Annotated in this window: 26 protein-coding genes; 14 read left to right on the top strand and 12 right to left on the bottom strand. The window is 44.9% G+C overall.

Features of this window, described 5'->3' with window-relative positions; all coding sequences use genetic code 11:
• Positions 1 to 6 precede the first annotated feature (6 nt).
• Entirely contained in the window at positions 7 to 981 is a 975-nt protein-coding gene (locus ICN45_RS01225; RefSeq protein WP_216172216.1) for a DUF3108 domain-containing protein, read from the top strand.
• Here the strand turns inward: ICN45_RS01225 and ICN45_RS01220 are convergent.
• The 6 genes from ICN45_RS01220 to mltG all read right to left on the bottom strand — a co-directional run bounded on the left by ICN45_RS01220 (position 974) and on the right by mltG (position 5,996).
• Positions 974 to 1,513 carry an ion channel gene (locus ICN45_RS01220; protein WP_216861702.1) on the bottom strand — a complete coding sequence of 180 codons (540 nt, stop codon included), beginning with the start codon at positions 1,511 to 1,513 and terminating at the stop codon, positions 974 to 976. The genes ICN45_RS01225 and ICN45_RS01220 overlap by 8 nt on opposite strands.
• 109 nt (positions 1,514 to 1,622) lie before the next feature.
• Complete coding sequence (locus tag ICN45_RS01215; RefSeq protein ID WP_216172214.1) at positions 1,623 to 2,330, bottom strand: ankyrin repeat domain-containing protein; 708 nt, start codon at positions 2,328 to 2,330, stop codon at positions 1,623 to 1,625.
• A complete protein-coding gene (locus ICN45_RS01210) occupies positions 2,327 to 3,118 on the bottom strand; it encodes a TatD family hydrolase (RefSeq protein ID WP_216172212.1) in 792 nt (263 codons plus the stop codon). The genes ICN45_RS01215 and ICN45_RS01210 overlap by 4 nt, the downstream gene beginning before the upstream one ends.
• A 31-nt stretch (positions 3,119 to 3,149) precedes the next feature.
• Entirely contained in the window at positions 3,150 to 4,295 is a 1,146-nt protein-coding gene (locus tag ICN45_RS01205; RefSeq protein WP_255531038.1) for a DNA polymerase III delta subunit-related protein, read from the bottom strand.
• A complete protein-coding gene (tmk, locus tag ICN45_RS01200; protein ID WP_216172210.1) occupies positions 4,296 to 4,934 on the bottom strand; it encodes a dTMP kinase in 639 nt (212 codons plus the stop codon).
• A gap of 21 nt (positions 4,935 to 4,955) precedes the next feature.
• Complete coding sequence (mltG, locus tag ICN45_RS01195) at positions 4,956 to 5,996, bottom strand: endolytic transglycosylase MltG (RefSeq protein ID WP_255531037.1); 1,041 nt, start codon at positions 5,994 to 5,996, stop codon at positions 4,956 to 4,958.
• Between the two features lie 64 nt (positions 5,997 to 6,060).
• Here mltG and ygfZ point away from each other — a divergent pair, with 64 nt between their 5' ends.
• Positions 6,061 to 7,062, top strand: a complete 1,002-nt coding sequence (gene ygfZ / locus ICN45_RS01190; RefSeq protein WP_216172207.1) for a CAF17-like 4Fe-4S cluster assembly/insertion protein YgfZ — start codon at positions 6,061 to 6,063, stop codon at positions 7,060 to 7,062.
• A 42-nt stretch (positions 7,063 to 7,104) separates the two neighbouring features.
• Positions 7,105 to 7,962, top strand: a complete 858-nt coding sequence (locus ICN45_RS01185; protein WP_216172206.1) for an NRDE family protein — start codon at positions 7,105 to 7,107, stop codon at positions 7,960 to 7,962.
• 9 nt (positions 7,963 to 7,971) lie between these two features.
• On the opposite strand, the gene ICN45_RS01180 is transcribed toward ICN45_RS01185, so the two are convergent.
• Positions 7,972 to 8,454, bottom strand: coding sequence for a PaaI family thioesterase (locus ICN45_RS01180; RefSeq protein WP_216172205.1), 483 nt, complete (start codon positions 8,452 to 8,454; stop codon positions 7,972 to 7,974).
• A 55-nt stretch (positions 8,455 to 8,509) separates the two neighbouring features.
• Between ICN45_RS01180 and ICN45_RS01175 the strand changes: the two genes are divergently transcribed.
• Genes ICN45_RS01175 through ICN45_RS01155 form a run of 5 tightly spaced genes read left to right on the top strand, consistent with a single transcriptional unit; the run spans position 8,510 to position 12,130 of the window.
• Positions 8,510 to 9,976: a protein adenylyltransferase SelO gene (locus ICN45_RS01175; protein ID WP_216172204.1), complete on the top strand. Its 1,467-nt coding sequence runs from the start codon at positions 8,510 to 8,512 to the stop codon at positions 9,974 to 9,976.
• Between the two features lie 33 nt (positions 9,977 to 10,009).
• Entirely contained in the window at positions 10,010 to 10,420 is a 411-nt protein-coding gene (gene msrB, locus ICN45_RS01170) for a peptide-methionine (R)-S-oxide reductase MsrB (protein ID WP_216172203.1), read from the top strand.
• Between the two features lie 38 nt (positions 10,421 to 10,458).
• Positions 10,459 to 11,007 (top strand): septation protein A, encoded by a 549-nt coding sequence (locus ICN45_RS01165; protein ID WP_216172202.1) that lies wholly within the window; start codon positions 10,459 to 10,461, stop codon positions 11,005 to 11,007.
• Complete coding sequence (locus ICN45_RS01160) at positions 11,004 to 11,288, top strand: BolA family protein (RefSeq protein ID WP_216172201.1); 285 nt, start codon at positions 11,004 to 11,006, stop codon at positions 11,286 to 11,288. The genes ICN45_RS01165 and ICN45_RS01160 overlap by 4 nt, the downstream gene beginning before the upstream one ends.
• A gap of 47 nt (positions 11,289 to 11,335) precedes the next feature.
• Positions 11,336 to 12,130 (top strand): peptidylprolyl isomerase, encoded by a 795-nt coding sequence (locus ICN45_RS01155; protein WP_216172200.1) that lies wholly within the window; start codon positions 11,336 to 11,338, stop codon positions 12,128 to 12,130.
• 21 nt (positions 12,131 to 12,151) lie between these two features.
• Here ICN45_RS01155 and ICN45_RS01150 read toward each other — a convergent pair whose 3' ends face one another.
• The 4 genes from ICN45_RS01150 to ICN45_RS01135 all read right to left on the bottom strand — a co-directional run bounded on the left by ICN45_RS01150 (position 12,152) and on the right by ICN45_RS01135 (position 15,872).
• Positions 12,152 to 13,318, bottom strand: a complete 1,167-nt coding sequence (locus ICN45_RS01150; RefSeq protein WP_216172199.1) for an MFS transporter — start codon at positions 13,316 to 13,318, stop codon at positions 12,152 to 12,154.
• 13 nt (positions 13,319 to 13,331) lie between these two features.
• Positions 13,332 to 14,447 carry a chorismate synthase gene (gene aroC, locus ICN45_RS01145; RefSeq protein WP_216172198.1) on the bottom strand — a complete coding sequence of 372 codons (1,116 nt, stop codon included), beginning with the start codon at positions 14,445 to 14,447 and terminating at the stop codon, positions 13,332 to 13,334.
• A gap of 42 nt (positions 14,448 to 14,489) precedes the next feature.
• On the bottom strand, positions 14,490 to 14,945 hold the full coding sequence (locus ICN45_RS01140) for a CBS domain-containing protein (protein WP_216172197.1): 456 nt from the start codon (positions 14,943 to 14,945) through the stop codon (positions 14,490 to 14,492).
• Between the two features lie 78 nt (positions 14,946 to 15,023).
• Positions 15,024 to 15,872 (bottom strand): YhjD/YihY/BrkB family envelope integrity protein, encoded by an 849-nt coding sequence (locus ICN45_RS01135; protein ID WP_216172196.1) that lies wholly within the window; start codon positions 15,870 to 15,872, stop codon positions 15,024 to 15,026.
• A 22-nt stretch (positions 15,873 to 15,894) separates the two neighbouring features.
• Here ICN45_RS01135 and wrbA point away from each other — a divergent pair, with 22 nt between their 5' ends.
• The 4 genes from wrbA to ICN45_RS01115 all read left to right on the top strand — a co-directional run bounded on the left by wrbA (position 15,895) and on the right by ICN45_RS01115 (position 18,597).
• A complete protein-coding gene (gene wrbA, locus ICN45_RS01130; protein WP_216172195.1) occupies positions 15,895 to 16,500 on the top strand; it encodes an NAD(P)H:quinone oxidoreductase in 606 nt (201 codons plus the stop codon).
• A gap of 8 nt (positions 16,501 to 16,508) precedes the next feature.
• Positions 16,509 to 16,895 (top strand): DUF2069 domain-containing protein, encoded by a 387-nt coding sequence (locus ICN45_RS01125; protein ID WP_255531036.1) that lies wholly within the window; start codon positions 16,509 to 16,511, stop codon positions 16,893 to 16,895.
• Positions 16,896 to 16,897: 2 nt separating this feature from the next.
• Complete coding sequence (locus ICN45_RS01120; protein ID WP_216172194.1) at positions 16,898 to 18,313, top strand: FAD-binding oxidoreductase; 1,416 nt, start codon at positions 16,898 to 16,900, stop codon at positions 18,311 to 18,313.
• 98 nt (positions 18,314 to 18,411) lie between these two features.
• Positions 18,412 to 18,597 (top strand): hypothetical protein, encoded by a 186-nt coding sequence (locus ICN45_RS01115; RefSeq protein WP_216172193.1) that lies wholly within the window; start codon positions 18,412 to 18,414, stop codon positions 18,595 to 18,597.
• 34 nt (positions 18,598 to 18,631) lie between these two features.
• Here ICN45_RS01115 and ICN45_RS01110 read toward each other — a convergent pair whose 3' ends face one another.
• Positions 18,632 to 19,828, bottom strand: a complete 1,197-nt coding sequence (locus tag ICN45_RS01110) for an MFS transporter (RefSeq protein WP_216172191.1) — start codon at positions 19,826 to 19,828, stop codon at positions 18,632 to 18,634.
• Positions 19,829 to 19,964: 136 nt separating this feature from the next.
• Between ICN45_RS01110 and ICN45_RS01105 the strand changes: the two genes are divergently transcribed.
• Both ICN45_RS01105 and ICN45_RS01100 read left to right on the top strand, forming a co-directional pair.
• On the top strand, positions 19,965 to 20,231 hold the full coding sequence (locus tag ICN45_RS01105) for a serine/threonine protein kinase (RefSeq protein ID WP_216172190.1): 267 nt from the start codon (positions 19,965 to 19,967) through the stop codon (positions 20,229 to 20,231).
• A partial coding sequence (locus ICN45_RS01100) for a polyphosphate kinase 2 family protein (protein ID WP_500797052.1) occupies positions 20,224 to 20,694 on the top strand: 471 nt, incomplete at its 3' end. The genes ICN45_RS01105 and ICN45_RS01100, both read left to right, overlap by 8 nt.

The raw sequence follows: 20,694 nt of genomic DNA, 5'->3' as shown, positions 1-20,694 counted from the left end.
GGTAGTTTGACGCACAAAAAATCTCTGTGGCTGATTCTCGTTGCCTTGACCCTGTCTTTGCTCGGGCACTTCATATTGTTTTTTGGGATTCCTTTTTTATCATTTGGCTCTTCAGAAGATATTCCTGAAGAATTGATTATTCGTACAGAATTAAAAGCTGAGCCTCCCAAAAAAATTCAAATGGCGAAGGCACCCAAGAAAAAAATTCGGGAGCAAGATTCCTCCTCTGCAAAGGTTGACGATAGTCAAAGCCTGAATTCGGGAGAGCAGGGTGGCGCGGCAGACCAACAAGGCGTCGCATTTAAGCTTCCAGAATCAGGAATCATTTATTACGACGCTTTTGTAGATGGCCAAAAATACCAAACCGGAGAAATTGACTGGATAGTTGAAGGCAATAGTTACCGCTTGCATATCAATATTCCGTACGCATTTGTGGGCCCCTTTGTTTTTGAATCTCGAGGCTTTGTAGACGCTTATGGTGTGGCGCCTACGATTTATTGGACTCAACGAGGCACTAAACCCCCACGTTATTCCCGTTTTGACAGAGATACCAAGGGAGGAGGGCAGATGTTTTTTTCTGAAAAGCCTGAATTCACCCCAGCATTACTGCCAGGCACCCAAGATCGCTTCAGTTTGATGTTTCAGTTTGCTGCATTATTAAATGGCGATAGCAAAATAGATGAAGCCGGTAGTATTCGCGCCTTACCGGTAGTTGACTACAACACTCTAGAGATGTGGCAATTTAAGAGTTACGGTGAGGTGATCTCTGAGGATATTCCCAGTTTAGGTAAGTCTGTAAATCGCCATTACGCTTTGATGCAACGTGAGAATGATCCATACAAACGCCAGGTGGACATCTGGCTAGCCAAAGATTTAGAGTGGTTGCCAGGGCGCATTCGCTCGCGCGAAGCCAATGGCAGAGTGCTTGAGCTTGTATTTAAGCAAAGAGCGCCGTTACCATCCTCAATGACGGTTAATTAGCATTCTGTGAGGCATTCTTGCTAGGACCTTGACTGTTATTGACTGATAACAGGGAGCACATCATTGAGTACAAGGCGGCGCCTGACATCGAAACGGAAAAGATTCCCGAAAACGAAATGATGATTGGCAGTATTCGCCATTTTTCACTTAAGTTGTATGTTCCATAGCCTACTGTTGTGTACATTTCTCCAGAAAAATAAAGGGCTTGAGGATCTGAGGAGAAGACTTTTAGGGCAACACAGATATAAGCCCAAGCGACAATTTCAGAAAGGTGACTCATAATGACTAGGAGTATGGCCACGAAATAGGAAAAGAAGCTCGCAGCAAAGATGCGTTTTCTAGTCATTAAGCGGTCCATAAAGTGATATGCGCCAGCAATACCAAGTACCGCAACTCCATGAACAGCAAGCATGCCACAAGCAAATATTAAGATACTCCAAATCTGACTATTTCCCATGTCAACATTGATTTCATGGAACAAGGTTAAAAAGCTGGGTAGGTCAGCATTACGAAGAAGGTCTAAGATTGGCATCGTTCTTTTGAATCAAGTGAGATAGCTGTTGGCTAAGCGTGATGGAGCGGGTGAAAGTGATCTTAATATTTTGTTTGACATAATAATGATTATACGCAGATAGACCAACTCAGGATTTAGACCCTTTAGCTTTCGGTGGCCCTGGATATGGCTGCTTATATAGCTTCTGCCAACGGGACCTTAAGCCCTCACTGATCCCCGGCTTGTCATAAATATCCGCAATATCGATAGCACTTAAGCCATTTGCATTGCGTAGTTGAATGTCAGCACCTTTATCTAAAAGGAGTTTTACAAGCTGCTCGTTCCCCGATTGCACGGCCATCATGAGCGACGTTGTATTGCCAGGACTTAAGCCATCCACAATCGCTCCATTAGCTATCAAAAAATGGGAAACCTCCAGATTTCCCTTGGTGCACGCGTAATGGAGAGGCGTCCAGCCAATATGATTGACCATAGCCTTCTTTTGTAGAACCAAGGTCTTCACAACGGGTAAATCACCGTCTATCGAAGCCATCATTAAGGGTGTTTCACCGTATTTATTGGATAGGTCCACATCGGTACGTTTGTCATTAATAAGGAGCTCAGTCACCTTAGTGGACTTATCCTTAATTGCCAAAATGAGCATTGGATTGCCCCTGGAATCAACTGTATTTGGGCTAACACCTTTAGCTAAAAGCGCTGTCACCGTGGAAACATCGTCAAACTTGGCTGCTTTTGCAAAATCAGTGACCTGATCCTCCGTTTGCGCAAATACTGGCAAACTAAGCATCACTATCGATAGAGAAACTAGAAAAGTATTTTTAAAGCAATTACTCATGAACTAGCTCTATCTATCTGAAAACAATCATAAAAATTCTGTGATGTGGCCTTAGCCAGATCCTCAAGTGGGAGCCCTTTTAGATTTGCAATAAATTCACCAACCTTAGCCACCCAGGCGGGCTCATTGGTTTTGCCTCGATAGGGAATCGGCGCCAAATAAGGGGAATCGGTTTCTATAAGCATCCGCTCCAAAGGCACTTTTAAGCAGGTTTCTTGCAAGTCTTTCGCGCTTTTGAAGGTAACAATGCCTGAAAAAGAGATATAAAAACCCATCTCCATAGCGGCTTTTGCTACATCAAGACTTTCAGTGAAACAGTGCATTACCCCACCGATACGATCAGCACCCTCCTCTTTTAAGATTTGAATGGTATCTACCGAAGCCGATCGGGTGTGGATGATAAGGGGCTTGTGAGAGGCAATTGAGGCGCGAATATGCGTTCTAAAACGTTCCCGTTGCCATTCCATGGACTCATAGCTGCGCTCGCCCATACGGTAGTAATCCAGACCAGTTTCTCCAATAGCAATGATTTTGGGATGCTTTAAAGCGGTCTCTACTAAGAAATCAAAGCTTGGCTCAGGCGTATCTTCATAATCTGGATGCACGCCTACTGAGGCATATAAATGGGGATGATCTTGGGCGAGCTTCAACACCTTAGGAAAGTCTGGCAAGTCAACGGAAATACAGAGCGCATGGCTAACATTAGCTGATTTCATATTCGCCAGCACTTCAGGCAAGCGGGATTGAAATTCAGGGAAGTCGAGATGGCAATGAGAGTCTATAAACATGACTCGCTATTTTAGTCTGCCTCGAGCTCGATTAAGTCTCAAAAACTTGTTGATATTGGGAAAGCAAGGCTTCAAGCTGAATGCGGCTAGCTAAGGGGTGGTTCTCATGGCGCCGGGCTTGAACTAAGGCTTTCCAAAAATGATGCAGTTTGGGAGTACGCGCCGATTGGGATAAGCCCTTGAGCGTAGTTAAATGCTTTGGGTAGTAGCGTGGATTGCCACCTTGTAAGACGGCCTGCAAATCTGAGGTCCAACGCTGCATTGCTGCCAATAAAAAGGAATATTGCGCCTTATGGGTTTTTTCAGCGGCATCCAACCAATTGATACGACCACCTTGGGACATGGATTGCAGCAAATAGCGTGAGGCTTGGATGGCAATTGTTAATTCATCCTTTTCGTCTTTATTATTCCGCGCCATTAAAGAATTGAGAACGGAATAAGGCGCACCACCCTGCTCGTCATAAATAGATGCAATATCGGCATCACTCACTTTTAGTCCAGAGTGTTGCAATAGCTGGTTTTGTAGCCAGATCAAGCCTTGTGCACGATCTGGGCGTGGCGCTGTGAGCAAACGACAACGAGAGCGAATCGTGGGGAGAACCCGATCAAGGCGATCGGCCAGCAGAATAAAAATAGTATTTGCTGGGGGTTCCTCTAAGGATTTCAGCAAGGTGTTGGCTGCGTCAGAGCGCATCAATTCCAAAGGGTAAATTAATATAACGCGCTTGCCACCTCGATGAGACCCAATCGAAAGGCTTTCAATCGCGCTTCGTGTTTCCTCAATAGAGATATTTTTCTTTTCTTTCTTTTCATTAGCCTCACCATCAGAATCATCTTGTGCGGCCTTGCCTTTTCTAGGAGATTCATCCGCTTCGTAATCAGCGTGTGGCAAGCGTTTTCGGTGCGTCTCTGGAACAAGAGCAATGAAGTCGGGATGATTGCCAGCATCAAACCAATGACATGCCTCACATTGATTGCAAGGACGCGACAGGTCTTGGGAACCCTCGCAGAGGAGTGACTTAGCTAGCGTCACAGCAAATTCAAACTTCCCAATTCCGGACTGGCCATGCAGCAAGATCGCATTGGGTATCTGAGCAAAATCCATGCTATCCCATAAGGGCTGCAACCAGGGTGCTACTGATTTTTGTTGCACATTGGCAGCCATCAAATCACCCATTTAGATTTGGAGCTCAAGTTGTTTCAATCCATTCCAGATAGCTTCAGGGGTTTGGGTTGCATCTACCAAATGAAAGCGCTTTGGATCCGCTTTTGCTCTACGTAGATATTCTTGGCGAACTTTTTCAAAAAAATCCAAATCCATTTTTTCAAATTTATCGGGTGCTCGCACTTTAGATCGTCGTGCTTCAGCAACCTCTCCTGGCAAATCAAAGAGGAACGTAAGATTGGGTTGCAATAAGGAGCCATCGGGACGGCCTTGTACCCAGCGCTCTAGGGAGTTTAATTTGTCTAAACTTAATCCGCGACCTCCGCCCTGATAAGCAAAGCTAGCATCGGTAAAACGATCAGAGATCACTATTTTTCCGGCTTTCAGTGCTGGCTCAATCACCTGGGCAATATGTTCGCGACGCGCAGCAAACATCAATAAAGCCTCTGTTTCTAAATTCATTGGGGCGTCTAATAAAAGTGCTCTCAACTGTTCACCTAAGGGAGTGCCACCAGGTTCCCGCGTCATAACAACTTCACGGTCTGGATGGCGCTCTTGCATTAACTTCTTGAAGGATTCGATGTGAGTGCTTTTGCCAGCGCCATCGATGCCTTCAAAGCTAATGAAAAATCCTGGGATGATTGATGTCATAAAAATTCAAACGCGATTCAATTAATTGGTAGCGGTTTTAGAGCTGGCTTTTGGAGTTAACTTGCGTTGGTAGCGATCAACCGCTGCTTCATGTTCACCTAGGCTTTGGGAAAAATGACTCGTGCCATCGCCTTTAGCAACAAAATATAAAGCTTTGCTGGTAACAGGATGGATAGCAGCTTGGATAGATTCCTTACTGGGCATGGCAATGGGTGTTGGGGGTAATCCTTTATGCATATAGGTATTGTAGGGAGTGTCTTTGCGTAAGTCCCCTTTTCTTATATTGCCATCAAATTTAGGGCCAATGCCATAGATTACAGTGGGATCAGTCTGCAACAACATTCCTTTATTGAGTCGATTAGTAAATACAGCAGCTACTAAGGCCCTGTCACTTGAGCGTCCGGTTTCTTTTTCTACAATAGAGGCCAAAATTAATAGCTCATAGGATGATTTCAGCGGGGAGCCATCCTCTTTTTTAGCCCATGTCTGAGAAAGTTGTTTTTGCATCGCTTGAGCGGCTCTACGATAAATATTGATATCGGGTTCATCGGGGTCAAAAATATACGTGTCAGGCAGAAAAATACCCTCGTCATTCGCATAATTAAGGTTCAGGGTTTGCAGAAGCTCTTTTGAGCTCATTCCCTTAGTTTGGTGAATGATTGCAGGGTGGGAATCAAGCAGCTTTCTCAGTTGCCAAATCGTCATCCCCGGAATAATGGCAATACTTTCCCTGACCCGATCGCCACGAGCAATTTGAAGCAGGATTTTTCCCATACTGGCCCGTGTTGGTAAAAGATAGGTTCCTGGTTTGAGTTTGGCGCCGATAAACAAAGCCCGTGCACTTAATTGAAATGGAAGTGAAGAAGTAGAGACACCCTGCTCTTGAAGTTGCTCTGCAATGCTGGCTAAACTCGATTGGGGTTTGATCTTCACTTTGTACACCGGTGAATCGCTGACGTTTCCGCTGGTGGGAACGACTGGCCATAAAAATATAGCGCCATACATGATCGTGATGCATGCAATTAAGACATACAAGCAAACCCTCAATCCTGGCGTATTCATTTTTTTCTTTAAAAAAAGACTTCTTCTCTGAATTTTTCTGCTCATCAGGCTATGATAAAAGGTCATGACAAAAAACCCTCAAAACACACCTAATCTATCTGGCACAGACCCCCTCGCCCACTCCTTACTTCCTGAATGGGGTTTAATCTTTGTAGAAGGGCTTGATGCGGCTAGTTTTTTACAAAATCAGTTGAGTAATTCTGTTTTAGGTCTGCAAAGAACTGCTTCTGCTCAGGTAGCCCAATCCCATGAATCAGTAAGGCTGGTCGGTTATTGCAGCCCTAAAGGAAGACTCATCGCAAGCGCCTGGCTTGCTTTATTTCCGAGCACTGACAATGGCGAGGATCGGTTTGCCTTATTTATCTCTAAAGATATTGCCGCAGTCACTGCAAAACGTCTTTCAATGTATGTATTGCGCTCTAAGGCCAAGGTTACAGATATGTCTTCATCCTGGACTGTCGCTGGATTTTATGGAAATGATCAAGCTATGGCGGCACTAAAAATAGAAAAAACAGAGATTGCCCTGCGCCTACCGGATGTTCTCTCTAACAATCAATCTGATGCTCGAGTACTGATTGGTAAGCCAAATGCTGAGCCTGAAAAGATAGGCAACGAACATTTAGTAAGCTGGAATCACTTAGAGGTGATGAGTGCCATACCCAGAATTGTTTTGGCTACTCAGGAACAGTTTGTGCCGCAGATGATTAATTTTGAATCCGTTGCTGGTGTGGATTTCCAAAAGGGTTGCTATCCAGGGCAGGAAATTGTTGCCCGTAGCCAATATCGTGGCGCTATCAAGAGGCGGCTTCAATTAGCCCATATTTCTGCAGACTCTCTAGGAAATCAAGAATATGGTCCTGGGGTGGAGCTTTTTCATACAAGCGACCCCGCTCAGCCAGCTGGCATGGTGGTCCTGGCATCCCCAAGTCCATCAGACCCATCCAGAATCGACCTCCAAGCCGAATGCAAACTAGATGCGCTTCAAAGTGGGGAAATTCATCTAGGAAGCGTTCATGGACCTGTGTTAAAAATAGATTCATTACCCTATCCTTTAATCGAAATTTAAACCCACTCCTCTTACCCCACTTACTCCACCTACTCCATTTTTATGTGCCTCATTCTTTTCGCTTGGCAATCGCATCCCGACTATCCTTTAGTTGTTGCAGCCAATCGCGATGAGTTTTATGAGCGTGATACCGAAGGTATATCTTGGTGGGATGAGCATCCCCATGTTTTGGCAGGTAGAGATCGCGCAGATGTATTAGGCAGTCCTGGCACATGGTTGGGTTTTACAAAAACGGGAAGATTTGCAGCCTTAAGTAATGTTCGTGCCCCGAGTGAAAAGAATCCAGATTCGAGAACACGCGGCGAACTTTCAATGATGTATTTAGCTGGCAAAGAACGCCCTACTGATTTCATCCAAGGCAATACAAAGCGTTTTCAGAATTACAACGGATTTAATTTGCTGATGGCTGATCTGAGTGATCCTGAGAACGCAGAAATGCATTGGGTGAGTAACCGCATGATGATGGGTCAGAATATACGTCCACGTAAAGTATTTCCCCATCAACCCTTGGAGCCTGGTGTTTATGGCCTCTCCAATGCAATGTTGGATACACCCTGGCCCAAAGTGAATCATCGAGTGGCCGCGTTCGCCCAAACGCTAGCGATGGATCAAGGCCAATTGAAAAATGCCGACCAATATTTAAAGCTCTTGGCTGATACCCACCATGCAAGTGATCATGAGCTCCCGAATACCGGTGTTAGTCGCGAATGGGAAAAGGCCCTATCACCTGCTTTTATAAAGACTAGCTCTTATGGCACTCGCTCAAGTACCGTTCTACGAGTTCGCAAAGATGGCCAGTTCGAGATGGTAGAGCGTCGCTTTGATGCAAATGGTGCAGTTGGTCATGACGTTGTAACTGGGGCTCTGAGCGCAGCTCCAGGATCTAATCTGTCGGTTTAAGGACTCTTTTTATTCAAAGCGAAGATCGTCGTTGACAACCCGATCGCCCTCGGCATTTCGAGTGGCTAGGCGTTTCAGGTATTTAAAAGTTCCCGTGGCCATGCAACAAACCTCACCTTGGTCGTTATAAAGTTTGGCTTCACAAAATGCCATGGTAGCCGTTCTGCGCACGGTATCAGCTTTTACTCGCAATATGCCAGTAGCAGCTTGCATAAAATTGTTTTTCATTTCGATAGTGACAACACTGCGGTCACCTGGGTCGCCTGACCTTGCGGCAACTGCCATAGCGACATCCATTAAGGTGAGTAATACGCCACCATGCGCTACTGCCCAAGTATTCGTATGCTCTGGTTTAAGTGCTAAAAGGATTTCTCCTTTGCCCATCTCGGCGCTAATGAATCGAACACCGAGGAGCTTCAAAAACGGTACGTTTAATTCCTCGCCTAAATTAGCGAGTTGGGTTTGGGGGTTAATCTGGACTTGTTTATTCATGTGATTATTTTAGAGGCTTGCACATCTTTTGTGAAATCCCCCTAGAATCAAACTTATGGCCTTTACTTTAAGCGGCGCTGACGCCATCCACCCTGTACTTCCCAGCCCTGTTCCAGCACCCTACTGGGTAGGATTTTCACCATCAGCAGCAAAACTGATTGACATCCCCTTAAACGCTGCTGGACTGCCACAAGATCCAGCCTGGTTAGCGGTACTAGCAGGAAATAGCCTTGATGTAGGGTCACTACAATTTTCTCATCCCATAGCTACCGCCTATAGCGGGCACCAATTTGGCGTGTGGGCTGGCCAACTAGGTGATGGTAGAGCGATATTGCTTGGTGATATTGCCGGCCAAGAATTGCAATTAAAAGGCGCAGGTAAAACACGCTACTCACGTATGGGCGATGGTCGGGCTGTATTACGTTCTTCTATACGCGAATTTCTGTGTAGCGAAGCAATGCATTCTTTGGGAATTCCTACTAGCAGAGCGCTTTCTGTTGTGGGATCTGATTTAGCAGTCCGGCGTGAGGCTGTAGAAACGGCAGCAATCTGCGCTAGGCTAGCACCTAGCTTTATTCGTATTGGGCATTTTGAACATTACGCAGCATTACAGAATGTAGAGCGCTTGAAAGAACTAGCAGATTTACTTGTTAAAGATCACTATCCTGATTGTCAATCTAGTAATGAGCCTTACCTTGAACTATTTAAGCAAATCAGCGCTCGTAATGCAAAGTTAGTTGCACAGTGGCAAGCCGTTGGATTTTGCCATGGAGTATTAAATAGTGACAACATCAGCGCCTTAGGCTTAACTATTGATTACGGCCCATTTGGTTTCCTAGACCATTTTCAGATCGATCATATTTGCAACCACAGTGACCAAGGAGGTCGCTACGCTTATCATCGCCAACCGCAAATCATGCATTGGAATATGGCCTGCTTAGCCAGTGCCCTCATCCCCCTTTTAGCTTTGAATCACTCTGAAGAAGAGGCGCAAACCCTTCTAAAAGAAGCACTGGATGAGTTCTCCACTATTTATGCTCAAGCTTGGCAAGCTCTTTTCAGATCAAAATTAGGCTTTAGCTCATCTGAGGATGACGACATCCAACTGATTGAAAGACTGCTTCAGGCCATGCACGACTCTAGGGTGGATTTCACAAACTTCTTTCGCAACTTGAGTTCAGTCAGCCTGAGCTCAACTATCGATTCCATCGCCCTGCGTAATGATTTCATTGATAGGCCGCTGATTGATCAGTGGTTTACCGATTACCTTGTCCGTCTGAGAGCAGAATCTAGCGATGATCTACAGCGCAAACACAGGATGAATCTAGTGAATCCTAAATATATCTTGCGCAATCATCTAGCTCAAGCTGCGATTGAACAGGCTCAAAAGAAGGACTTTTCTGAAGTAGCAAGACTGCTCAAGCTATTGCAGAATCCATTTGATGAGCAAGCTCAATTTCAGGCCTACGCCATTGCACCACCACCCAATCTAGCCGCTATTGAAGTAAGCTGCTCTTCTTAATTGACTTCTCCAAACGAGCTCCATCAAGTCCATATGAAAAAAACAGATCAAGAATACAAAGAATCGCTGAGTGAAATTGAGTACCGCGTCACTCGTGAGGCTGCTACCGAAAGACCATTTACTGGAAAGTACTGGGATCACTGGGATCAGGGTAGGTATTCATGCGTCTGTTGCGGCACCCCCCTCTTTTTATCCGATACCAAATTTGATGCTGGTTGTGGTTGGCCGAGCTATAACAAGCCAGAGGAAGAGTCTGCAATCAAGGAAATCCGCGATACCACCCATGGGATGGTGCGGACTGAGGTCCGCTGTGCTCAGTGCGACGCCCATCTTGGGCATGTATTCAATGATGGGCCACAGCCTACTGGCTTACGTTATTGCATTAATTCTGCATCCTTGAACTTTGAACCCAGCGCGAATGTGAAACATAGCAAAGATGCGTAATTGAGGTCTAAAAATCAAATAGCTGGATAATCCCCTTTATGAAATTTCTATTCGACCTATTTCCCATCATTCTGTTTTTTGTTGCCTTTAAATTTGGTGATATTTACACCGCTACCATTGTTGCCATGGTTGCGACCATCGGCCAAATCCTCTGGGTGTACTACCGTCATCGCAAAATCGATGCTATGCAATGGGTAAGTCTGGTTATGATTATTGTCTTTGGTAGCCTGACCATTTTTTTACATGACAAAACCTTTATTCAACTAAAACCAACGGCTTTGTACTGGCTATTCTCAGGCGCCTTATTGATTAGTGCCCAATTCTTCAATAAGAATTGGATTCAAGTTTTAATGGGAAAACAAGTTACTCTAAAAGAACAAAGTTCGCATTCTGTATGGCATCGCTTAAATATGGCTTGGGCTGTATTCTTTTTTCTCATGGGTGCTCTTAATCTGTATATTGCCTTTAACTACTCTGAAGAGGCTTGGGTTAACTTCAAACTTTTTGGTAGCACTGGCTTACTAGTCGTGTTCGTTATTCTCCAGGGTATTTGGTTAACTCGGCATATGGAGCACCCTTCCGAATGAGCGTGAATCAAGAGCGTATTGCCCTCTTTACAGCAGATCTTCATCAAGCGTTTAAGATAGATAGTCTTCAGATTGATGATGAAAGTCATCTGCATGCAGGTCATGCTGGTGCCGCGAGTGGCGGCGGCCATTTCAAGTTGATGATTGTGGCCCCAGAATTTAGAGGTATGAATCTCGTAGCTAGGCATCGTGCGATCTATGCTGCCCTAAATCGTCACATCCCTGCTGAAATCCATGCCCTAACCATCGTGGCCTTAACGCCAGAAGAAATCAGCGCCTAAGCTGCAGTAAACTGCGGCCTTCCCTTTAACCAACTACTTATTGCGACATGCTTAATACACGACAAATCCTCACGATCAGCATACTGAGTGCAAGCTTTTTATCAGCAACTGCCATTGCACAAAATGCCGTTATCGTGAATGGCAAATCTATTCCAAAAGCGCAGCTAGATAAATTGGTACAAAAATCGGGTCAGCCTGATAACCCTCAAGTTCGTAACCAAGCACGAGAAATGCTAGTTACACGAGAATTAATTTTGCAAGAAGCGGATAAGCGTGGCGTGATTCAAAAAGAATCTGTACGCGACCAATTAGAGCAATCTCGTATGGGTATTCTGGTTGCCGCAGTTTTTGAAGACTACATTGAAAAAGAGGGGGTTACTGAATCTGACCTCAAGGCCGCTTATGAAACGGTGAAGTCTCAATACACCGGTAAGGAATATCACGTTGAACATATCTTGGTTGAAAAAGAAGCTGATGCTAAAGCCATCATTGTTCAAATTAAAGGCGGTGCTAATTTTGAAGACATCGCTAAGGCAAAATCCAAGGATCCTGGATCTGCTAAAGATGGTGGTGATTTAGGCTGGGTAAGCGATAAGGCACTGGTACCAGAATTTTCCAAAGCAATGGTTCAGTTAAAGAACGATCAAGTTACCGATAAGCCAGTTAAATCCCAATTCGGTTGGCATGTGATTAAGGTGATCGATACACGCGATGTAAAAGCACCAAGTATGGAAGAAATCAAGGACCAGTTAAAGCAAATGATTGCTTCAGATCAAAACTGGCAAAAGGCGAAGTTCACTGAAATGATGCAAAAGCTCCGCGCTAAGGCAAAAATTCAGTAAGCATAGGGAGTAAATTCTCTTTTAACTGTCTGGCTTGCTTAGATTGCGCTGCGGTCTGAGTTTTTGGATTGCCATTCCTGCCATGCCGCAGGCAAAAGCAGCCATCACAAATACATCCCTTGGCTGTGACAATTCCCAAATCCAACCTGCACAGAGCCCGCCTAAGGTGCCTCCTAGACCATAGGATACGGTTGCCATCACTGCCTGCCCCCTAGCCTGAAGGGGTCCAGTAAACCAACGTTGTAACAATTTCGTTGCAGCGCTATGGTGGGCAGCAAAGGTTCCCGCATGAAGAATCTGTGCAAAGATCAGAACAGGGGTAATGGGTAAAAAGGCAATCAAAATAAAGCGCACTACCCCAATTCCAAATGCTCCTTGAAGAACTACTTCCGCATCGACACGACTCAATACTTTGCTTTGGAAATAAAAAAAGATCACCTCAGCAAAAACACCTAAAGCCCAAAATAATCCAATTTGAAACTTACCGTAACCAAGATCCGCCAAGTACAGGGAGTAAAAGACGTAGAGTGCAGCATGAGCAAAGATCATAAAAAATCCCGATAGCAAAAACCAACGCACATCCGGATTAACTAAAACAACTAACATTTCGCCTTTGACCATTTTGCGGCGTTCCATCTTCGGTTCACGCAAACAAAAACTGATCACTGCCAGTAAAAGCAATACGATCATCCCAACAATTGGGTAGAGCTCGATGGATTTACGCTGGAATAATTCACCCGCTACAAGCACCATGACAATAAAGCCAATTGACCCCCACAAGCGTAGGCGACCATAGCGTTTATCAAAAGAGTTATCTTTAAATAAGGCATGAACCGTTGCAGACTCCCCTAGTGGCATCAGGCTGCTGAGGACGGTATGGAGAACAAACATCCAAATAAAAAAACCAATATAGCTTTGCAAGAAGAAAATGAAGGCAAAAACCAGCGCCGCTAGACAAGCACAAAAGCGGATGATGCCGACGCGATTAGATAAATAGTCAGAGAGCCAGCCCCATGAAAAAGGCCCAACAATACGCGTAACTTGCAACATCGACATCAGGACAGCAATCTCAATGACACTAAAGCCGCGATCTAAAAAGAATAGGCTGGCATAGGGAGAAACCAGACCCACATACGCAAAATATAAAAAGAAAAAGGACCCGAAGGCCCAGCGCAACGAAGGCGTCATCTAAGCAAAGCTTTCAATCCCGTTTCGAGCCAGGACGTGCTGACGGAATAGCAGCGATTGCCAATGTCACATCAGCGCATTGGGCACGATGACGCAGCGCATGATCCATCAATACCAATGCCAACATGGCCTCGGCAATAGGTGTAGCACGAATACCTACGCAAGGGTCATGTCGACCTTTAGTCTGAAGTGTAATTGGCTTGCCATCCAAATCAATCGATTGCTTAGGACTCATGATGCTAGAGGTGGGCTTGATGGCTATAGAAACGCGCAAGTCTTGTCCGCTACTAATGCCTCCCAATGTGCCACCAGCATTGTTGCTCGCAAAGCCATCGGGATGCATTTCATCCCCGTGTTCGCTACCGCGCTGTGTAACAGATTTGAAGCCAGCACCGATTTCGACGCCTTTCACAGCATTAATCCCCATCATGGCGTGCGCAATGTCAGCATCCAGCTTGTCAAAGAGAGGTTCTCCTAAACCAATCGGTACATTCCGTGCACGCACTTCGATACGCGCGCCACAGGAATCCCCTGCCTTACGCAATTCATCCATATAGCTTTCTAGCTTTGGAATGATTTCTGCGTTCGCAGCAAAAAATAGATTCTTTCCAATCTCAGCAAGATCTTGAAACGGAATTTCTATTTCACCCAATTGGCTCATATAGCCGTAAAACTCAGTACCGTGTTTTTCATACAACCACTTTTTAGCAATCGCTGCCGCAGCTACTACCGGAGCTGTAAGACGTGCCGAAGAACGTCCACCACCACGGGGGTCGCGTAGACCATATTTATGGTGGTATGCATAGTCAGCATGACCAGGACGAAAAGTTTGCAGAATATCGCCATAGTCTTGGCTGCGGTGATCAGTATTTCGGATCAAAAGAGCAATTGGGGTACCGGTAGTTTTACCTTCAAAGACACCAGATAAAATTTCTACTTTATCTTCTTCCTTGCGCTGGGTAACGTGGCGAGAGGTACCCGGTTTACGACGATCCAAATCCAGTTGCAGGTCAGCTTCTGAAAGCAGCATGCCTGGTGGGCAACCATCCACGACAGCCCCAATAGCGGGACCATGTGACTCACCAAAAGTAGTGACTGTAAAGAGGAGGCCTAAGGTATTTCCTGACATATCGACATTATGTCATTTGTCAGCAATATTGGGCTAGAACGGCTAGGTAGTGACCTTTTCTGTATCTTCTGGCCAGTCCCGAATATAAGCCTTGAGCATGGTGTTTTCAAAATCTTGCGCTTCTACGACAGATTTAGCAACGTCGTAAAAAGAGATGACGCCCATGAGCATTTTTTGATCTACGACTGGTAGATAACGCGCATGGTCAACCAACATCATGCGGCGGACCTCGTCGATCTCGGTTTCCATATTGCAAGTCAAGGGTTTTTGATTCATCACTGCACTTACCTGAATGCCGTCTAATTTGCCATGGTGTTTTGCCAAAGCAGAAATGACTTCTCTGAAAGTGAGAATACCAACTAGCTTGTCATACTCCATGACGACTAAAGAACCGATGTCATGTTCGCTCATGACCAGCACGGCAGTTTGCAACGCAGTGTCAGGAGCTACTGTAAATAAAGTGCTCCCCTTGACGCGCAATATGTCACGAACTTTCATCTGATCTCCCAAAACGATGTGTTTATAGCTTCAATATATCCCCAAGCCCCCTTTGAATCAAGGACTTCAGGCAATGATTTAGTAACGAATAACCCTAATGACACCACTACGAATATTGGGAAGATTGGCCACCAGTACCGCGCCAGCGAGGGTGATCCACCAAGTGAGATAGATCCAGAGTAAGCCCAAGGGGAAGATAGCAAAGGCGCCATAGACCGTCTTGTAGAATGCGGTATGGCTGAGGAAAATGACGAATCCAAACTTCATCAATTCAAAGGCTAGCGCTGCAAACAAGGCGCCAGCGAAGGCGTCCGACCATAGGATCTTGGCATAAGGAAGAAATTTGTAGACAACGGCAAAAACCAAAACAGCTAGGATGACGGGTGCAATCGTTGCTACAAGACGAAAGCCAAATGAAATGGCCATAATCCAACCCTCTGAAGCACTGAACAAGATACCGGTGAGATAAACCCCTAAGCCCAAGACAATTGGCCCCAAAATAGTGGCTACACCATAAATCAGAGCCTTCTTTAGTAAAGTTCGGGCTTCCTGAACTTTGAATATTTGATTAAAGGCATCCTCAATAACGGCTAGCGTCATGAGGGTTGTAATCAATAGTCCGGCCAATCCAATCAAAGTGAGCCCACGAGCCTGCGCAGAAAATTGATCCAAATAGATAAATACCTGCTGGTTCAAACCACCAGGCATATAGGTATCCAATAGCCAGGTTTTAAAGTCATTTTTTACTTGAATCACACTGGGTAGATAGCCAACCAAGAGAGTGGCTATTGTTAACATGGGGACCAGGGATAAGGTGGTCGTATAAGAGAGGCTAGCAGCGATTTGATTCAGGTTTTGGCCGCGATTACGCTCCCAGATCTCTTTGCCGAGAGAGAGCCATAATTGGGGGTTACGAATAATGCGCATCGCCGTATCATAAGAGAAGAATATGAGCCAACACGATATTTTAGTTTTGTACTACTCCCGTCATGGTGCTACTAAGGATTTGGCACGCCTGATCGCGGAAGGAATTGAGAGCGTTCCGAGCGCAAATGCTAGATTGCGCACAGTACCTGCTATTTCTGCTGTTTGCGAAGCAACTGAGCCTAGCGTGCCCCAAACAGGCGCTCCTTATGTGGAATATTCTGATTTGCAGGAATGTATTGGCCTAGCCTTAGGCTCTCCTACCCGTTTCGGCAATATGGCCGCGCCCATGAAGTATTTCTGGGATGGCAGTTCTGCAGAATGGTTTAATGGCGCGCTCATCGGCAAACCGGCTTGTGTATTTACTAGCACTGGCAGCATGCATGGTGGCCAAGAAAGTACGCTACTCACTATGATGATTCCTCTCTTGCATCACGGCATGATGATTATTGGGCTGCCCTATAGTGAGTCTGATTTAATGTCTACCAAAAGTGGTGGAAGTCCTTATGGCGTATCTCATCTCGCGCATGTTGATACTCAATTACCTATTAGTCTAGAAGAGCAACGTTTAGCCAAGGCACAAGGTAAACGTTTGGCTGAAACTGCTCTCAAGCTTGCGAGGAACAATTGATCCCGATATTGAAAAAAGCACTTGATAAGAACCCTTATCAACTATTAGCCACTGCAGCATTTGTCGATTTATTTATTCTCTGTGTTTGTTGGGAATGGTTTATATCGCCCTTACGCCCAGGTGGCTCCTGGTTGATATTGAAAGCGGTGCCATTGCTTTTTGCAATACCTGGTCTTTGGAAAGGCAAGGTTTACACCATGCAGTGGGCGTCCATGTTGATCCTGCTCTATGTCACCGAAGGCTTAGTACGAATTCTTGAAACAGGTAGCAACTTTTGGATGGCTCTTTTAGAAACGATCTTAGCAACGACGGGCTTTGTCTGTTTATTAATTTATCTCAAGCCGATTAAGAAGGCAGCGAAAAACTTGGCTAAACAAAAAGCACAAACAAAGTAAGGATGCAAAATCTCATTGATCAACTTGGGCAGCTTCTAGGTCAGCAATTTGTTTTGACTGATGATCAAGAGAAGTCGCCCTATCTCACAGACTGGCGAAAACGCTTTACTGGTAAGGCTTTAGCAGTCGTACTTCCAAAAACAACTACAGAAGTTGCTCAAATAGTCCAACTATGCGCTGCTGCGAATGTAGCTATTGTTCCCCAAGGTGGCAATACTAGTTTTTGTGGGGGCGCTACGCCAGACGATTCGGGCAAACAAATTCTTCTGAGTTTGAAGCGGATGAACCAAATCCGTGAACTTGATGTCGCTAATCAAACCATCACTCTGGAGGCGGGTTGCATATTGCAATCTGTGCAAGAGAAAGCGGCAGCGCAAGATTTCCTCTTTCCATTAAGTCTTGGCGCTGAAGGTAGCTGCATGATTGGTGGCAATTTAGCCACCAATGCTGGTGGTACTAATGTCCTGCGTTATGGGAATACGCGCGACCTTTGTCTCGGCCTAGAGGTCGTCACAGCTAAAGGTGAAATCTGGGATGGTATGAAAGGTCTACGCAAAGACAATACCGGTTATGACTTACGAGACCTGTTTATTGGTTCTGAAGGCACCTTAGGGATCATTACTGCCGCAGTGATGAAACTCTATCCACTGCCGATCTCGCAATGGACAACCTTAGTGGCTACCCAAGATATTGCTTCGACGATCGCCCTTCTCAATCTATTTCAAAAGCGAGCCACCTCCTTGCTGACCGGTTTTGAAATGATGACTCAAGAATCCCTTGAGTTAAATGAAAAACACTTTCCACAAATGGCTAACCCTTTAAAAGGTAAACCAGCCTATACCGTATTAATCGAACTTTCTGATCACGAAAGTGAAGAGCATGTCAGGCAATTATTAGAGGCTATTTTGGAGGAAGCATTTAAGGCAAATATTGTTACGGATGCAGTTATTGCCAGCAACTTAAGCCAAGCAAATTCATTCTGGCAGATGCGCGAACACATCACCTTGGCACAAGCTGAAGAAGGCGCCAACCTCAAAAATGACATTACCATCCCCTTATCCTCACTGGATCGTTTTATCCAAGAAACCGATCACCTAATGAGGACTCAATATCCAGGGGTGCGCATAATCAATTTTGGTCACTTGGGCGATGGCAACCTCCACTACAACATTGCCCCACCACTTGGAGTAGATGCTAAATCATTCAATGTAGACCATGAAAAGGCAATTTATGCGCTTGTGAATGCTCAAGTTGAGCGCTGCAAGGGTTCTATTTCTGCTGAACATGGGATTGGCCAGCTCAAATTAGGCGACCTAAGAGACCATAAAGGGGTTGTTGCCCATGACCTGATGAAGGCGCTAAAAGCCGCTTTAGACCCCCAAAACATCCTCAATCCCCATAAAGTAGTGTCAATCTAGCCAATAAACCCGCTTTTTTCTCAATTTGTTAAATATTTTGTAATTCCTGTCATCTCGCCCTATTTACTGTGCGTTGTATGGACATGGAGGTGACAAATATGTCAACAAGACTTAAACGTTGGGCCCGTTCTATTCAAGAAATCGACTTGTCCAGCAGGACGCCTGAGATTGCTATTGGCTATCTAGATAGTAAATATCGCGATATCGCTTGGCGTTACATTCGCATTTTAGGCTTTGAACGTACTATCAGCTTCATGGCCAGCAATAACTTTCATCCAGAGTAATACTTTAAGAATAGAACCTAAATAACTGAATTATTTAGGTTTTTTTATTTATTAGCACTGGTTCTTGTGGTTTAAACACCCACAGAACTAGCAGTATTACGGCCAAGGTAGAGCAAGCGCCTGAAAAGAGAAATGCCGCCGTTGGACTGAAGGATTCATATAGCCAGCCAAATATCAATGAGGCCGGCAAGAGCATGATTCCTGAACAAAGGTTGAACCAGCCAAATGCTGTTCCTGTAAGACCCTGAGGGGCTAAATCAGCAACAAAAGCCTTCTCTACTCCTTCTGTAGCGGCTTTAAATAAACCATAAAATACAAATAAGACGCATAGCCAGCCAATCGTCAGGCCTGAATAACTCATCCCGGTGTAAATTAAGGCATAGGCAGCCCACGCTATTGCAATGAAATATTTTCGACTAAACCGATCTGAAAGAGCAGAAAGCGGCGTACCAAATACGGTAGTAATTAGTGAAATACCTGCCCAGAGCAATGGTATTTGCTCTTGCGGAACACCGAGTTCCCTTGCCCTAAGAAGCAAAAACATATCGGATGAGTTGCTTAGTGCAAATAGACCAACAGCAAATATATAACGCTTAAATTGAACAGGCATCCCCTCCAATGTCCAGGAGAACTTTGCTGGCGGAGTCAAAGACTTGTCGGGAGGCTCTTTTAAACAAAGCGCCAAGCCAACAGTGATGGCGCCCGGAATAACAGCCCAAAGGAATATATCTTTTAATGGAACGTTAATGGCAAGTAAATAAGCGGCGAGCAAGGGTCCAATAACAGCACCTGCGTTATCCATCGAGCGATGCAGACCATAAGTAATCCCCCGTTGATTTGAGGGAACGCTTTCAGCTAGTAATGCATCTCTAGGAGAGCTTCTCAGTCCCTTGCCCAATCTATCAGCAAAGCGGATTAACAGCACTCCAAACCAAGAACTTGCAAAAGCAATGAGGGGTCTACCAAAACCTGCGAGCGCATACCCAAATACGATCCATATCTTCGTATTCTTAGTTTTATCGACAATTACTCCAGAAATGAGCTTGAATAAGCTAGAAGTTGCTTCGGCAATGCCCTCAATAATTCCAATGGCTTTAGGACCAGCCATCAGAACAGAGGCTAAATACAGCGGCATTAATGGGTAAAGCATCTCACTAGCAGAATCGTTAACGAGGCTAATTAGTCCAATTAACCAAACGGTTTTGGGGAGAGATAAAAGGGTTTTAAACATGCGCATTTAATTTATCATCAATTCTCGTAAAGGCTAAAAAGAGGCTTAGATTGTCATATTTGCTTGATTCAAGGCACAATAGAACGTAGGATGAGTTATCTCAAATACAAAGTAACGCAAGTCAAAGGAAAAAATCATGAGTCAAAAAAAATTAGTAAAAGATTTATTCAAGAAACTCGACAAATTAGAAGCTGACCGTGAAAAGTTGATTGATAAGCTCTCTAAAGCGCTAGAAAAGTTGGAGAAAAAAGTAGTTGCTAAAAAGGCTCCTGCGAAAAAAGTGCCAGCAAAAAAAGCTCCTGCAAAAAAGGTAGCAGCAAAAAAGGCTCCTGCGAAAAAAACAGCAGCCAAGAAAGTTCCTGCTAAGAAAGCCCCTCCTGCTCCAGTCGCCAGTAATGAGTAAAAAGGCTGAAGCAGCCGATCACGAAAAAGACTACGAGCAAGAATTAAGACTGTTGCAAATTGAGTTGGTCAAATTGCAACGCCAGATTATTTCTGGGAACTTACGTTTATTAGTCATTCTTGAAGGGCGCGATACTGCCGGAAAAGATGGCACCATTAAACGCATTGTCGAGCACTTAAGCCCCCGCGAGACCCGTGTTGTGGCACTAAATAAGCCCTCCTCACGCGAAGAAGGTGAATGGTATTTTCAGCGCTATGTTGCAGAACTCCCTTCCGCAGGTGAGTTTGCAATATTTAACCGCAGTTGGTACAACCGAGCTGGCGTTGAACAGGTAATGGGGTTTTGTACCGAAGTGCAATACAAACAATTCATGGGCTCAGTTAATGAGTTCGAGAGTTTGTTAGTTGATTCTGGCACTCAGATCATGAAGTACTATTTAGATATTGACAAAAAAGAGCAAGCA

The sequence above is a fragment of the Polynucleobacter alcilacus genome, from assembly GCF_018881545.1.
In the GTDB taxonomy this organism is placed as follows: domain Bacteria; phylum Pseudomonadota; class Gammaproteobacteria; order Burkholderiales; family Burkholderiaceae; genus Polynucleobacter; species Polynucleobacter alcilacus.
This window is presented reverse-complemented; position numbering and strand designations above follow the sequence as displayed.